We start from the raw sequence: 12,980 nt of genomic DNA, 5'->3' as shown, positions 1-12,980 counted from the left end.
GGGAGGATCCTCCAGGAGTTGGGGCGAGGCTGGGGGCTTGTATCACCGGGCGGGCCAGCGGAACGAGGGCCGGGTATGGTCCGGAGCCATGACGACATCCAAGAAGACAGCGGTGGTGACGGGCGCGAGCCGCGGAATCGGACGGGCCCTGGTGCAGGCCTACGTGAAGGAGGGCTACGAGGTGTGGGCGCTGGCACGAGCGGCGGACGCGCTGGAGCAGCTGGCGCGCGAATCGGGCGGTGCGGTGCACCCGCTGGCGGTGGACGTGGCGGACGAGGCGGCGGTGCTGGCCGCGTGCAAGAAGATTCTCGAGGCGGGGACGCCGCGGGTGATGGTGAACAACGCGGGGATCGCGGTGTCGGCGCCGCTGAACAAGACGACGACGCAGGACTTCCAGCGGGTGATGGCGGTGAATGTGACGGCGCCCTTCCTCTTCAGCCGCGAGCTGATCCCGGCGATGGCGGCGGCAGGAGGGGGCCGGGTCATCAACATCGGAAGCATCACGGCGTGGAAAGGGGCGAAGTACACGTCGGCGTACTGTGCGTCGAAGCACGCGCTGCTGGGGCTGACGCGCGGGCTGGCGGTGGAGTGGGCGCGCAAGAACGTGACGGTGAACATCGTGAATCCGGGCTGGACGGAGACGGACATGCTCACGAACGCGAAGGCGGCGATCTCGAAGAGCACGGGCCGCACGGAGCAGGAGGCGCACGAGGCGCTGGCGAGCATGAACGCGATGGGGCGAGTCATCCAGCCGGAGGAGGTGGCGGCGCTGTGCCTCTTCCTGAGCTCGGACGCAGCGGCCACCATCACCGGAGCGGCCTACAACATCGACGGTGGCGAGGTGGGGTGATCACCACCGCTTGCACCCAGCTCGCCACTCACTGGGCCGTCGCTTCAACCTCGGGGGTTGCCACCGGCACCGCGCCCGGCGGCCTGTCCCAGGAGCCATTCTCGCACTGGAGCAGGCGCTCGAAGACCGCGAGCGCCTGGGGAGACCCCGACGTGCGCAGCTTCTCCTCCATGCCGATGTTGAGCAGCTCCATGTAGAGGCGCTCGGCATAGGCCGCGCTCTCATCCGTCTCCAGCTTCAAGAGTTTGAAGTTGTCGCGCAGGGACAGCCCGGGAAGCAGCCCCAGCTTGCGCACGAGCGACTCCACGACGTACCGCTGCGCCGGACGCCCGCTGCGCATCACCTCCTGGATGGGCGCGGAAGTCAGGCGGCTCCTGTCCCGCCGCTTGACGCGCCGTTGCAACCAGGACTCGGACGTGGAGATGGGCAGATCCGTGGTCTCGCCATCCACCTTGGCGAAAGCATGGGCCTCCGCGTAGCTCACCCGCCCATCCCCATCGTAGTCGGCCGAAGTCACCACCTTACCCGTCCGCCCGAGGCCACTGAGCCCCGCGAAGAAGCTGGAGCTGTAATCCTTGTAGTCCGCCTCATCCACCTCCGGAGTGCAGCCAACGGAGGGGAGATAGTCCACGGTGGCGAAGAAGCCACAGCGGGGCTGGGCCACCACCGGCCGTTTGGGATTGGCGTCCTGGTAGATGAAGTTGGCGAACGAGCCCGCGTAACACTGGGACATCACCGTGACCACGGGCGTGGTGCTCGGGAGCCGGTTCAGGAACAGGCCGAACGCCCGCACCGTCAGCGAGTCCCCCTCCCAGAGCGCCAGGTGGTTGTTGTTCCGGTGCCGGCCGTTCAAGCCCCCGTGCCCCGTGAAGTAGATGAAGACCGGCTGCTGGGGCGTATCCCGCGCGCTCTGCTCCACCCACTCCAGGAAGTGCTCCAGGGTCGCCGGGCCCTTCAAGTGGGGAATCTCCAGGGCCTTGAACTGCTCGCGCGCACCTTCACCGAGGTAGCGCACCGTGGCCTGTCCATCATTCCCATTGGCGAAATAGACGGTGGCGGAGGCGGGCGCGAGTCCGTGCGCCTCGAGCGTCCGCTGGAAGTAGCGGACATTCTTCTCCAGGGCGATCTCATTGCTGGAGGGCTCACCTCCACCGCCCAGCACCAGGAAGTTGGAGGCGCGTGGCGGGGCAACGAGTGACGCCAGGGGAGACACGGGCTCGGCCTCCTCGGCCTCCTTGTCGTCCTCCGGGGAGGGCACGGGCCACTCCGCGGCGTACTCCGTGTCATCGGAGATGGGGGCCCCAGCGCACCCCAACATCCCCATCCACCACAGCACCACCACGCCGCTCTTGGCCCTGAGTCCGCGCCTCATACCCGTGAGTCTACCGCAGGGTCTTCAACGCTTCCGCCCCGAGCCGCCGAAACCGTTCTCCGCGAAGCATGGGGCGCGCTAGAACCCCGGTCTCATGAAGGTTTACGAGATTCGCGACGGATTCGGGTTGGACAAGCTGGTGGCCGCCGAGAGGCCGGACCCCATTCCGGGCCCCATGCAGGTACGGGTGCGGGTGAAGGCCACGAGTCTCAACTACCGCGACCTGATGATGGTGGAGGGACGCTACAACCCGCGGCAGAAGCTGCCGCTCGTCCCCAACTCGGATGGAGCGGGCGTGGTGGACGCGGTGGGACCGGGTGTCACCCGCGTGAAGCCCGGGGACCGGGTGATGAGCCTCTTCGCGCAGACGTGGCTCGCCGGACCCCCCTCGCGCGCCGCGCAGGGCAGCACCCTGGGCGGGCCCCTCGATGGCGCGCTCGCGGACACGATGCTGCTTCACGAGGACGGCGTTGTCCCCACGCCCGCGTACCTCACCGACGAGGAGGCCTCCACGCTGCCGTGCGCGGCAGTCACCGCGTGGAGCGCGCTCGTCACCCAGGGAGGGCTCCAGGCGGGAGACACCGTGCTGCTGCAGGGCACCGGAGGCGTCTCCATCTTCGCGCTGCAGATCGCCCGGATGATGGGGGCGCGCATCATCCTCACCTCCAGCCGGGACGACAAGCTGGAGCGAGCCCGTGCGCTGGGCGCGCACGAGGGCATCAACTACGTGACGACGCCAGACTGGGACAAGGCGGCACGCGCCCTCACCGGCGGCACGGGCGTGGACCATGTCGTGGAGGTGGGCGGCGCCGGCACCTTCGAGAAGTCCCTGCGCGCAGTGCGCGTCGGGGGCACGGTGTCCGTCATCGGCGTGCTCAGTGGTGGCGCGGGGGCCATGCCCCTCACCCCCATCCTCATGGGCAACCTGCGCGTGCAGGGCATTCTCGTGGGCCACCGCCAATCCTTCGAGGCCCTCAACCGTGCGCTCACCCTGCACAACGTGCGTCCAGTAGTGGATCGCGTCTTCTCATTCTCCGAGACGCGCGCCGCCTTCGAGCACCTCAAGAGCGGGGCGCACTTCGGCAAGATCGTCATCCGCGTGGACTGAGGACCGACAATTCTGGTCACCCCACTGGCCAGAATTGTCACCTCACGAAGAGCGAGCAGGCAGGCAGCTTGGAATTCCAGAGGGTTGGCTGAATTCCAGTTCCTGGCACGACGAGTGCTGACGGCATGGCGACCGGCAGGAGTCTGTCGGCTCTCATCCTCGAGGAGAAACCATGCTGAGCAATATGCCCAAGGCTGTCTTCAACGGCCTGGCGGCCGTGACGGTGGCAATCCCGGTCCTGGCTTGGAGCAACATCCTGCCGGTCCACAACGTGCGGTCGTCTGCCCTCTACTTCTTCCACGAGAGCAACTACACCCAGAACCAGCACACCAACCACACGGTGACGGGGGGCTTCGCGACTTTCTCCTGGCAGGAGAACACGCTCCAGGGTTTCGGCAACCTGCGCACGAAGGTGGGTAACGGCGACATGTACGAGTTGAGGATGGTGCGCATCACCTCCACCGACTCCCAGTCAGTCAATGGCGAGTGGGACGTGTTCAAGAATGGCGACCCCACGTGCGCCGGGTGCAAGGGTTCCCTCTACGTTTCCCCGCCGGGAATTGGCACCGAGTACCTCAAGGGCTACGTCGACAACGGCAAGGTCGGCTATTCCTTCGCTGGGAATCTCGACGCCAACACCCGCTACGACTACTGAGCCGGCTCCATGCTGGGAGAGCCTCACGGCTCTTCCAGCACCGTCCCGCTGGTAGCACCGCCCGCGCCGCCCTGCCCCGTTCCCTCATGTACCCACCGGGCCAGCTCCGGTGGACCCGCCTCGGCACGTGCACGGCGCAGCGGTGAGAGCATCCGGCGCAACGCCTCGGCCGAGCCCGGCCTGTCCTCCGGCCTCCGCGCCAGGCAAGCCCGGAGCACCGGCCAGAGGTCCTCCTCCACGTCCGTGAGCGGCCCCACGTCCGCCTCGCGGATGCGCTCCATCGTCTCGAAGGGTGTCTCCCCATCGAAGGGCCGCCGCCCCGTGAGCAGCTCGTGCAGCGTGGTGCCCAGGGAGAAGAGATCGCTCGCGGGGGCCAGCGCGCCGCCTCGCACCTGCTCGGGGGACATGTACGCGTACGTCCCCTTGCGCACCCCGGCGCGCGTCTGCTCCCGCAGCAGCGTGGCCTTGGCAATGCCGAAGTCGGCCAGCTTCACCTCGCCCAGGCGGGACACCAGCACGTTGGACGGCGTGACGTCCCGGTGCACCAACCCGAGCGGCCGGCCCGGCTCGTCCTCCAGCCCGTGCACCGCGGCGAGCGCCAACGCGAGCTCGTCCGCCACGAACAGTGCCAGCGCCGACCCGGGCCGCCCGCGCGCCAGGAGGCTCGCCAGGTCCGCGCCCTCCACGTAGTCCAGCCGCACGTAGTAGGCCCCGTCCGCGTACCCCAGGTCGTGTACCCCCACGAGGTTGCGGTGGCTCAGCCTCGCCCCCAGCCTCCCCTCCTCGAGGAACATGCGCTCGTAGGTGGGATTGCCCACGTGCTCGGGACGGAGCACCTTGAGCACCACGCGCTTCTCGAAGCCACTGGCACCAAAGGCCAGCGCGAGGAACACCTCGGCCATGCCCCCCGCGCCGAGCCGGCGCACGAGGCGATAGGGGCCCAGCTGTCGCGGCAACTCCCTCACCCGCCCTAGACTAGCGCAGCCACCGTGTCCAAGACCGTCCTCTCCACCCAGAATGAGTCCCCCGGGAGCCCCCCGCCCCGGCGCTGTCAGCTCGTCGTCATCGATGGGCCCGACGCGGGGCGCGCGGTGGCGCTCGGAGAAACACCTGTCCGGGTGGGCACGCGCGAGGGGTGCGCGCTGCGGCTGAGCGACCCGCGCGTCTCGGGCGAGCACCTGGAGGTCCACGCGGAGGGCGCGGGCTTCGTGGTGAAGGATCTCGGCAGCCGCAACGGCACGCTGTACGAGGGCTCGCGGATTGGCGAGGTGCGCGTGCGAGTGGGCGCCACCCTCAAGGTGGGGCGGAGCTTCCTGCGCATCCAGGCCGAGGGGCAGCCGTGGGAGCTGGCTCCGAGCCAGGCGCGGCGCTTTGGAGAGCTGGTGGGCGAGAGCCTCGCCATGCGTGAGCTGTTCGCGGTGCTGGAACACGTGGCGCCCACGGACACGACGGTGCTCATCCAGGGAGAGACGGGGACGGGCAAGGAGGTGGTGGCGCGCGCGCTCCACGAGGCGAGCGCCCGGCGCAAGGGGCCGTTCGTGGCGGTGGACTGCGGCGCGCTGCCGGAGGGGCTGGTGGAGAGCGAGCTCTTTGGCCACGTGCGCGGAGCCTTCACGGGAGCACTGGCAGCGCGCTCGGGTGCCTTCGTGCGGGCCAACGGAGGCACGCTCTTCCTCGACGAGCTGGCGGGTATTCCGCCTCCGGTGCAAGCGCGGCTGCTGCGAGTGTTGGAGGAGCGCCGGGTGCGCCCGGTGGGAGGAGACGCCGAGCAGGCCGTAGACGTGCGCGTGGTGGCGGCCTCGCGGGTGGACCTCTCGCTGGCGGTGGCCGAGGGCACGTTCCGGCCGGACCTCTACTACCGGCTGGCGGTGGTGACGCTGCCCCTGCCCCCGTTGCGGCAGCGCCGGGAGGATCTGCCGTTGCTGGTGGCCGAGCTGCTGCGCCGCAGGGGCTTCGAGCCCGGACCCATCCGGGGCCCGGGGTTGGAGGTGCTCTCGGGACACGACTGGCCGGGCAATGTGCGCGAGCTGCGCAACGTCTTGGAGCGGGCGCTGGTGCTCTCGCGCGGGGCCCACGGTTTCGAGGAGCTGCGCCTGTCGCTCCAACCGCAGGGGACGGGGACGGAGGTGCCATTGCGCACGGACCTGCCCTTCGCGGAGGCAAAGCAGGCCCTGGTGGACGCCTTCGAGCGGCACTACCTGCGCGACGTGCTGGCGCGAGCGGGCGGCAACCTCTCGGAGGCGGCGCGGCAGGCGGGAGTAGATCGCAAGCACCTGCGAACCCTGGCCCGCCGCCACGGCCTGCTCCCCGAGGAGCCCGACTGACCCCCTACCGCGTGCCCACACCCACCACGATGGCAGTGATGTTGTCCCTGCCGCCCGCGGCATAGGCCTCCTGTACCAGGGCCTCGGCCACCCCGGCGGAGTGCCCCTGCCCCAACCCGGCGGCGAGCCGCTCCGGCCCGAGCGGCTCGTACAGCCCGTCCGAGCACAGCAGGTACACGTCCCCCTCACGCACCTCGAGCGGCCGCACGGTGGGCTCCGCGTTCTCGGTCCCCAGCGCTCGGGTGATGAGGTGGCCATAGGGGCTCTCCCCACGCGCGGGCGTCTCGACGCCGGACTCGCGCATCTCCTCGAGAACGGAGTGGTCGCGGGTCAACGCCTCCAACTGTCCGTCCCGCAACCGGTAGAGCCGGCTGTCCCCTACGTGTGCCACGGCCGCGCGCCGGCTCCCCAGGGCAAGCGCCACCACGGTCGAGCCCATCTCGCGCAGCTGACCCACGCGGCGCGAGAGCACGGCACGCTGGGCGAGCACAGTGCAGTTGCGCAGCAGCTCCTCCTCGCGGCTGTGGCCCGGCCTCGGGCGATGGGGCCAGGTGGCCTCGGGGTCCCGGGCCAGGCGCTCGCAGAAGCCGGAGAAGGCATCCACCACGCACCGGCTGGCCACCTCACCCCCCTCGTAGCCACCAAGCCCGTCGGCCACTACGAACAGGCCCAGGTCCCCCCGGGCAATCCAGGCATCCTCGTTGTGGGAGCGGCGTCCCACGTGCGTCCATCCCGCGCTGTCGATTCGCATCGGCTCTTCCTCCCTGCCCCGAGCAGGAGCAAGCCAAGGGCCGACGCCAACCCCGCGAAAGGACTCGGGCGCCTGGGGTCTCCCGTCCCCACCGCTTCCGCCTGGGAGTCCACCCGCTGGGGACTCCAGACCCCACCCCGCGCTCTGGCCTGGTCCCTTTCAGGTAGGCCCGCGAAGGAGTGCCACGGCCATTTCCCCTCTCCCCCCGGGAGAGGATCCCCCCGTCGTTCAAAGGGGGGGCAAGCCCCCCGGGGTGAGGGTATCGGGTGAACCTTTCGACCTTACCCATTTTTCTGAGGCCCGAAGGAACTGGCCCAGACAGTGGGTGAGAAGCTCATGGGCTCACGGCGAGAGAACTACCCAACACCGGCAGCGCGAGGCGGGGCTGGGGTAACTTGGCCGCCCTGGGTGCGGCATCTGCTACGGTGGACCGGAGAGGTTCTCCACCCTGGCACTACCATCCCACCTTCTCCTGGCTCTCCTCGCCCTGTCCCTGGGAACGCCCGCGGCAGCCCAAACCCAGCCCCCGGCGCGTGAGCGCCAGGAGCGGCAGGTTGTCCTCCCCAGCAATCCCAATGAATCGGCACCGGAGGCGCGGGTGGCGGCCGGCATTGCCACCTACTTCCGCTTCGATGCCCCCCTCGACAAGGCTTCCTTGGATCTCGAGGGCCGACCGGCGCGCTTCCGGTGGGTGGACGTGGGCGAGCGCCTCATCGCGGTGGAGCCCTCCGTCGACCTGGGAGCCGAAGAGAAGCTCGTGGTGCGGGTGCGCTACAAGGACGGCGCCTCCCCAGCGGTGGCCATGCTCGTGCTCGTCTCTCACCCCACGCTGGTGGACAAAGAGGTGGAGGTGGTGCGCCGCCCTCGCACCGTTGAGGCGCTGGAGGCCACGCTGGCTGATAAGGAGGCGGAGCTCGCGGCGCTCCGCGCCTTGAGCGGGCCCGCTGGGCTCGTGTTTTCCGGGCGGCTCGACCCGGACGGGGTGCAGGCACGGCGCATCATGAATGCACCCGCAGGTGCGCGGGGTGGGCTGAATGTGGCGGGCGGAGAGGGGTATCGCGCCGGCTCCTGGGCTCTCGCCGTCGTCCGTGTGCGCAACCTTCCGGGGCAAAGCCCCTGGATGCCAGGCGTGGCGCGGCTAACCCGTGCGGATGGTACCGCCGTGAAGGTGCGCTCCGTGGACATGAACAAGGCGCAACTCGCGCCGGGCGAAGAGGGCCTCGTCGCGGTGGAGCCTGAGGCCCCCTTCTGGAAGGTGGGCGAGGTCTTCCGCCTCGAGCTGCTGGACAAGAGCGGCGTCCGGCGCCTCCCCATCCTCGAAGTGGCTCTCTAGGAGGCAGGCATCATGACGATGGAAGCCCTGCACCCGGACCACCTTCAACCCGGCCACGTGGTGGGGCCCTGGCACATTGTCCAGGTGCTGGGCCGTGGAGGTTCCTCCCGCGTCTTCAAGGTGGAGCGCGACGGCCGCCCCTACTCCATGAAGATGGCGCTGCTCCCCCTCACCCAGTCCAAGGAGGAACTCACCGAAGAGCAGTACGTGGAGGAGAAGAGCGCCTATCGGCGGCTGGCGCACGAGGCCGCGGCCCTCTTCACCTACGCCACCCATCCCAACCTGCTGCGCGTGTACGCGGTGGACTTCTGGCCCAACCCCACCAAGGGCTACGCCTTCATCATCACCGACTACGTGGACGGGGATACCTGGCACCAGTGGCGCTGGCGCAAGCCCCCTCACGCCGCCGGGCTGGTGGACACCTTCTCCGCCGTAGTGCGCACCGTGGGCGTGCTGCACGCACGCAGCGTGTACCACCGGGACTTGAAGGCGGAGAACATCCTCATCCGCCGGGAGGACGGCAGGCCCTTCCTCATCGACTTCGGTACCGTGCGCCTGCCGGGAGCCCTGACGAAGACGCTGGGCCTGCCCGAGGGCGTCCTGCACCTGTTGCCGCCCGAACTCCTGGCCTACACGCGCACCGAGGCGTGGAAACGGGGCGAGCCCTTCCAGGGGGGCGTGGCCGCGGATTTGTACGCACTGGGGGTGTTGCTCTACCAGGGGCTCACGGACCTCCACCCTTTCGACCCCGAGCTACCAGACAAGGAGCTTCTGGCCGCCATCGCCAGCGTCCCTCCAACCGCCCCACACGTCCTCAACCCCCTGGCACCGCGCGCCCTCAGTGACATCACCCTGAAGCTGCTGGAGAAACGGCCTGAGGACCGGTACCCGGATACAGACGCTGTGCTCCAGGCTCTGGAGACGGCCGTCGAGAGGGTGAGGCAGTCCCCCGCCTGGAAGGTGCCTCTCTTCGCCGTTGAGGATAGCCCGGCGGAGCCACTATCTCAGGAGGTGGCGGAACGGCCGGCCCAGCCGCCGGAGCCAGCGCGCGAGGCCCCGGTGGAGGCTCAGCCACCCAAGGAGGAAGAGAGCCAGGAGGAGTCGGAGCAGACAACCCCTACTGCGCCGGGCGGTCCGCGGCGCGCAAGGCGGCCCCTGTTCCTGCTCGCGGGCCTGACCGTGCTCGGCCTTGCCTTGTGGCTGGTGCACTCCACACTCGCCCCCCCACCCGAGGCGCTGCTGCCTTGGTCTGGCCCCGAAAAAGGAAGCCCACCTGTGTCCACCTCTTCGCGCTCCACCCCCTCGAGTTTCCTCGCCGCTTGGCTGTGCGCTGTCTCCGGCATCGGCTGCCCCGCCGCCCAGGTGAAACCCCCGGAGTCCACCGACTGCCCCAAGGAGGCGACCGAGGCCATGTTCCAGGAGTTGAAGGTTCGGACTGGCAGTCGCCTTCGGGCCGTCGTGGACATGAACCAGCCCGGCGACATGAGCGAGGTGGGTGTCTACCAGGATGGCCCCGTCATCGGCCGCCTCGTGGAGGGCGATGGCAACCTGCCCGAGGGGACGCTGCTACACGGCCGGCTCTGGACTGGCCCCGGCATCTACGACGTCGCTGCGGATGTGGAGCGCCCGGCCGTCATGGGCCGTTACACCCTGGCCGAGTTACCGGATGGACGGAAGTACCCCGTGTGCTTCGTGCTGGGCGACAAGTTCGGGCGCGTGCCCAAGCATGAAGGCTCTAAGGAAGGGGCTGCCGTGCTGAACCGGGAGCTACCGGTGAGCGCCGTCTGGCGCTGGCCTTAGCGCTCTTCTATCTCCCGGAGAGAGGACCCCAGGCAGCGCCGCCTGCAACGAGTGGCTCGAAGGCTCTACGGCAACACGAGGCCATCATGTTCACGACTCTCTGTGGTTAGTGCGCTGGGGGCAGGCGCACCAAGCCGCAAAGGTGCTTTACGATCCAGGTTCTCACCTGTTCGATTCGAGTGACTTGGTTGTTGGCGATGTCCTTTACGAACTGCTCGGCCACGTCGGGCGGCACGTCGACGTCGAGTTTCTCGTGGGCTAAAACCTCACACATGGCTGCCCAGGCGACTCTCTTGTTGCCATCAACGAAGCACTGTTTCTTGGCGAAGTAGAACAGGATGTAGGCGGCGAAGAGGAGCAGATCATCCCCCTCTCGTTCCGCTTGGCCCGGGAAAAACACCATCCCGTTCCACGCTGCGCCCAAGGTGCCCTCCGGGCAGCCCAGCTCCCTCACTCCTGGAAGGCCGGGGTGCTCGCGGATGCCACGTTCATGCAGAGCCATCAGCCGGTCCAAGGTACACAGAGAGTCCCACGGGCAGGGCTCATTCATTGCGACAGCCTCCGCAGCAGTTCCTCCCACTTGCGGAAGATGTGGTCCTCACGCTCCTCGGCCGTCATCATGGGGCTCGGCACGTCAGCAGAACGAATCCAGAGCAGCCGCGGATTGTCGCCTGTCAGGGTCATTGCCTCCGCTGCTTGATTACGCAGCGACACAGCCTGCTCGACGAGTTCCGCTGTAGCAGCTAGCGAAAGGATCTGCCCTTCGTAGGGCGCGAAACGAACCTCGTACCGGAGCGGCTCGCCGAAGGTGACTCCGACCACCAATCCCATCACTTTCAGGAGCTGCGGCATGTCGATGACGGGCTCTGCCAACGTCATCTTCTGAAATTCGAGTCGATCCTCCTCCATGCCGTTATGAATGATGGAGTAGCTTTGCGACTCCAACCCATCGGGGAGTTTGCTGAGGAATTCATACACCCACTTATTGCGCCTGCGGCCTTGGCTTTCCTCTCGAATGCTGGCGAACAACTCGTGGACGACGCTTTTTGCGACGTCGTCCATGAAGAGTGGAACGGAGTGCTTCGATGGGAGCGGTACAATGTCGAGCGTCACATCTGCCGAGCCGGTCTTGTACGCACTCAGCTGCAGGTCAACCAAGCTACGCTTGGTCGCCCTTGTTGTGTCGAGTGTCTCCCCCACTGCCTTGGCGACGTGCTCCGCAGCGACGTTACGCGTGGCCTTGAGCAGAGCCTGAAGCGCGGCGCCGAATGCAGCAAGGCTGAGCCGCCCGTCTGCTAGTCCGGGCGTAGCACCATCCCATATGACGCGCAGCTTCGTGCTCACGTGCCTTCAGTACCACAGAGCCGGCTCTGCTTGACAGAGCGCACTTTGCGGCTATGGCCCTCTTTGCCTCGCAACCCCGATAAGTGGGCAACAAAGAGAGAGCGGCCCACCTCCTTCTTGGCGTCGGCTACAGTCCGACGAACTCACACTCCCGCACGACGACGTTCATCAGCAGCCCATCCACCCGGCCGCGGACGGTGACGCGCGCTCCCGAGGAGAGAGAAGCCGCCTTCTTGGCGTGGACTTCGTCGAAGAGGCACTGCACCACAGGAATCTCGAGCTGCTGGCCAGTGCCCAGGGTCACGTAGATGCTGTCGACGATGTCCCGCTTCACGTCACGGACGATGCCCGTCGTCTGGATGATGCGGCCCTTGTAGTTGGCATCCGCGCGCACCTCGTTGCCGCTGTACTCGCCGAGGAGGGTGCGGATATCCACCGGCGTCGCGGGCTGAGTGGACCTGGCACTCGTCCGAGTTGCCGACGCGCTGCCGCGGTTACCTCCATTCGACAGCGACGAGATGCACGTGCCGAAGAAGCACAGGCCGAAGAGGCCCGCCAGCGCGATGGCCACCTTCTTGCCGATGGAGGCACGTCGAGGCGGCGGTGCTCCGCACTTCGGGCAGGCCGCTGCGTTGGTCGCCACCTCGTTACCGCACTGTTTGCACTTCACCAGCGCCATGTGAGTTCCCCAGGGATGGATGCCTGCGCCACGTTTACGACGCTAGCGGCACGACGCTAGCGACGTGGCCCGCCCGTTGTAGACGCTCCTACGGTCGGTCGCAAGATGCCGCGGCCCCGCCAACGCCGACCCGAACGGGCGGAGCAGTACGAGAGCGCCGCCTACCGTGACCTACAGGCGCGGCTGGCCGCTTCCGTGCGGCACCTGCGCGAGGTCAAGGGCTGGACGCAGGAGGAGGCCGCACACCGCTGTGGCATGACGACACGCCTCTTTCAGCGCGTAGAGGGCGAGGACGTGAACCTCACCTTTACGACGCTCGCGCGCCTTTGCGATGGCTTCGAGGTGGATGTGGTGCAGGTCCTCAAGCCGCGCACATGAGGCACGCCAGGGCGGGCGGAGTCTCATAGTCTCGGGCGTGAAAGGCCAAGCCGGACACGGACTGCGACACTGCTCAGGAGCCCACTCCGAGATGCCCAAAAAAGCAGACGGCCCGAAGCGTAGATAGCTTCGGGCCGCCGCTTGCTGCACCTATGTTCTAGGCGCAACGCCGCCGATTGGGGCAGTTGCGCGCGTGCAGGACGAAGCACGTCTTGCCGATGCTCTTGGCATAAATCCGCTTGCCAGAGCGAGTCGTGATGTACGCAGAGCGCTTACAGTTGCACTCGATGTAGCTGTTCATGTGGGCTCCTTTCGTGTGCCCCGTACTCGCACTCATGCGAGCCAGGGAGTTGACACGGAGGCACCCTCTCCGCGCTGGCCAGACA

The 12,980-nt window shown here is 67.9% G+C and carries 14 protein-coding genes; 7 read left to right on the top strand and 7 right to left on the bottom strand.

The features are described from left to right. The first annotated feature begins 88 nt into the window (after positions 1 to 88). On the top strand, positions 89 to 850 hold the full coding sequence (locus tag OV287_RS11885) for an SDR family NAD(P)-dependent oxidoreductase (RefSeq protein WP_267534141.1): 762 nt from the start codon (positions 89 to 91) through the stop codon (positions 848 to 850). Between the two features lie 28 nt (positions 851 to 878). On the opposite strand, the gene OV287_RS11880 is transcribed toward OV287_RS11885, so the two are convergent. Beyond that, complete coding sequence (locus OV287_RS11880) at positions 879 to 2,222, bottom strand: Caspase domain-containing protein (RefSeq protein WP_267534140.1); 1,344 nt, start codon at positions 2,220 to 2,222, stop codon at positions 879 to 881. Between the two features lie 94 nt (positions 2,223 to 2,316). Between OV287_RS11880 and OV287_RS11875 the strand changes: the two genes are divergently transcribed. Both OV287_RS11875 and OV287_RS11870 read left to right on the top strand, forming a co-directional pair. Beyond that, positions 2,317 to 3,330: a zinc-dependent alcohol dehydrogenase family protein gene (locus OV287_RS11875; RefSeq protein WP_267534139.1), complete on the top strand. Its 1,014-nt coding sequence runs from the start codon at positions 2,317 to 2,319 to the stop codon at positions 3,328 to 3,330. Positions 3,331 to 3,502: 172 nt separating this feature from the next. Continuing rightward, on the top strand, positions 3,503 to 3,985 hold the full coding sequence (locus OV287_RS11870; protein ID WP_267534138.1) for a hypothetical protein: 483 nt from the start codon (positions 3,503 to 3,505) through the stop codon (positions 3,983 to 3,985). 23 nt (positions 3,986 to 4,008) lie between these two features. Here the strand turns inward: OV287_RS11870 and OV287_RS11865 are convergent, their stop codons facing one another. Then, positions 4,009 to 4,941: a serine/threonine-protein kinase gene (locus OV287_RS11865; protein ID WP_267534137.1), complete on the bottom strand. Its 933-nt coding sequence runs from the start codon at positions 4,939 to 4,941 to the stop codon at positions 4,009 to 4,011. 33 nt (positions 4,942 to 4,974) lie between these two features. On the opposite strand from OV287_RS11865, the gene OV287_RS11860 reads away from it, so the two are divergent. After that, positions 4,975 to 6,309, top strand: a complete 1,335-nt coding sequence (locus tag OV287_RS11860; protein WP_267534136.1) for a sigma 54-interacting transcriptional regulator — start codon at positions 4,975 to 4,977, stop codon at positions 6,307 to 6,309. 4 nt (positions 6,310 to 6,313) lie between these two features. Here the strand turns inward: OV287_RS11860 and OV287_RS11855 are convergent, their stop codons facing one another. Then, complete coding sequence (locus tag OV287_RS11855; protein ID WP_267534135.1) at positions 6,314 to 7,060, bottom strand: PP2C family protein-serine/threonine phosphatase; 747 nt, start codon at positions 7,058 to 7,060, stop codon at positions 6,314 to 6,316. Between the two features lie 415 nt (positions 7,061 to 7,475). Here OV287_RS11855 and OV287_RS11850 point away from each other — a divergent pair, with 415 nt between their 5' ends. Together OV287_RS11850 and OV287_RS11845 are read left to right on the top strand one after the other, a co-directional pair. Continuing rightward, positions 7,476 to 8,393, top strand: coding sequence for a DUF2381 family protein (locus OV287_RS11850; protein WP_308809830.1), 918 nt, complete (start codon positions 7,476 to 7,478; stop codon positions 8,391 to 8,393). 12 nt (positions 8,394 to 8,405) lie between these two features. Beyond that, positions 8,406 to 10,193, top strand: coding sequence for a serine/threonine protein kinase (locus tag OV287_RS11845; protein ID WP_267534134.1), 1,788 nt, complete (start codon positions 8,406 to 8,408; stop codon positions 10,191 to 10,193). A 106-nt stretch (positions 10,194 to 10,299) separates the two neighbouring features. Here OV287_RS11845 and OV287_RS11840 read toward each other — a convergent pair whose 3' ends face one another. The 3 genes from OV287_RS11840 to OV287_RS11830 form a co-directional block, all read right to left on the bottom strand. Next, on the bottom strand, positions 10,300 to 10,695 hold the full coding sequence (locus OV287_RS11840) for a type II toxin-antitoxin system death-on-curing family toxin (protein WP_267534133.1): 396 nt from the start codon (positions 10,693 to 10,695) through the stop codon (positions 10,300 to 10,302). Positions 10,696 to 10,739: 44 nt separating this feature from the next. Continuing rightward, positions 10,740 to 11,537, bottom strand: coding sequence for a hypothetical protein (locus OV287_RS11835; RefSeq protein ID WP_267534132.1), 798 nt, complete (start codon positions 11,535 to 11,537; stop codon positions 10,740 to 10,742). A 127-nt stretch (positions 11,538 to 11,664) separates the two neighbouring features. Beyond that, the gene (locus OV287_RS11830; RefSeq protein ID WP_267534131.1) at positions 11,665 to 12,216 is read right to left on the bottom strand and encodes an OB-fold protein; all 552 of its coding nucleotides are present in this window, start codon (positions 12,214 to 12,216) and stop codon (positions 11,665 to 11,667) included. A gap of 105 nt (positions 12,217 to 12,321) precedes the next feature. On the opposite strand from OV287_RS11830, the gene OV287_RS11825 reads away from it, so the two are divergent. Then, positions 12,322 to 12,594 (top strand): helix-turn-helix domain-containing protein, encoded by a 273-nt coding sequence (locus OV287_RS11825; RefSeq protein ID WP_267534130.1) that lies wholly within the window; start codon positions 12,322 to 12,324, stop codon positions 12,592 to 12,594. Positions 12,595 to 12,751: 157 nt separating this feature from the next. On the opposite strand, the gene OV287_RS11820 is transcribed toward OV287_RS11825, so the two are convergent. Next, positions 12,752 to 12,895, bottom strand: a complete 144-nt coding sequence (locus OV287_RS11820; RefSeq protein ID WP_267534129.1) for a hypothetical protein — start codon at positions 12,893 to 12,895, stop codon at positions 12,752 to 12,754. Between the last annotated feature and the right edge of the window lie 85 nt (positions 12,896 to 12,980).

It is taken from the genome of Archangium lansingense (assembly GCF_026626635.1).
GTDB lineage: Bacteria > Myxococcota > Myxococcia > Myxococcales > Myxococcaceae > Archangium > Archangium lansingense.
This window is presented reverse-complemented; position numbering and strand designations above follow the sequence as displayed.

Coding starts and splice junctions, on each gene's coding strand:
- OV287_RS11885 (WP_267534141.1), top strand. CDS start 89: ATGACGACATCCAAGAAGACAGCGGTGGTGACGGGCGCGAGCCGCGGA.
- OV287_RS11880 (WP_267534140.1), bottom strand. CDS start 2,222: ATGAGGCGCGGACTCAGGGCCAAGAGCGGCGTGGTGGTGCTGTGGTGG.
- OV287_RS11875 (WP_267534139.1), top strand. CDS start 2,317: ATGAAGGTTTACGAGATTCGCGACGGATTCGGGTTGGACAAGCTGGTG.
- OV287_RS11870 (WP_267534138.1), top strand. CDS start 3,503: ATGCTGAGCAATATGCCCAAGGCTGTCTTCAACGGCCTGGCGGCCGTG.
- OV287_RS11855 (WP_267534135.1), bottom strand. CDS start 7,060: ATGCGAATCGACAGCGCGGGATGGACGCACGTGGGACGCCGCTCCCAC.
- OV287_RS11845 (WP_267534134.1), top strand. CDS start 8,406: ATGACGATGGAAGCCCTGCACCCGGACCACCTTCAACCCGGCCACGTG.
- OV287_RS11840 (WP_267534133.1), bottom strand. CDS start 10,695: ATGGCTCTGCATGAACGTGGCATCCGCGAGCACCCCGGCCTTCCAGGA.
- OV287_RS11830 (WP_267534131.1), bottom strand. CDS start 12,216: ATGGCGCTGGTGAAGTGCAAACAGTGCGGTAACGAGGTGGCGACCAAC.
- OV287_RS11825 (WP_267534130.1), top strand. CDS start 12,322: ATGCCGCGGCCCCGCCAACGCCGACCCGAACGGGCGGAGCAGTACGAG.
- OV287_RS11820 (WP_267534129.1), bottom strand. CDS start 12,895: ATGAACAGCTACATCGAGTGCAACTGTAAGCGCTCTGCGTACATCACG.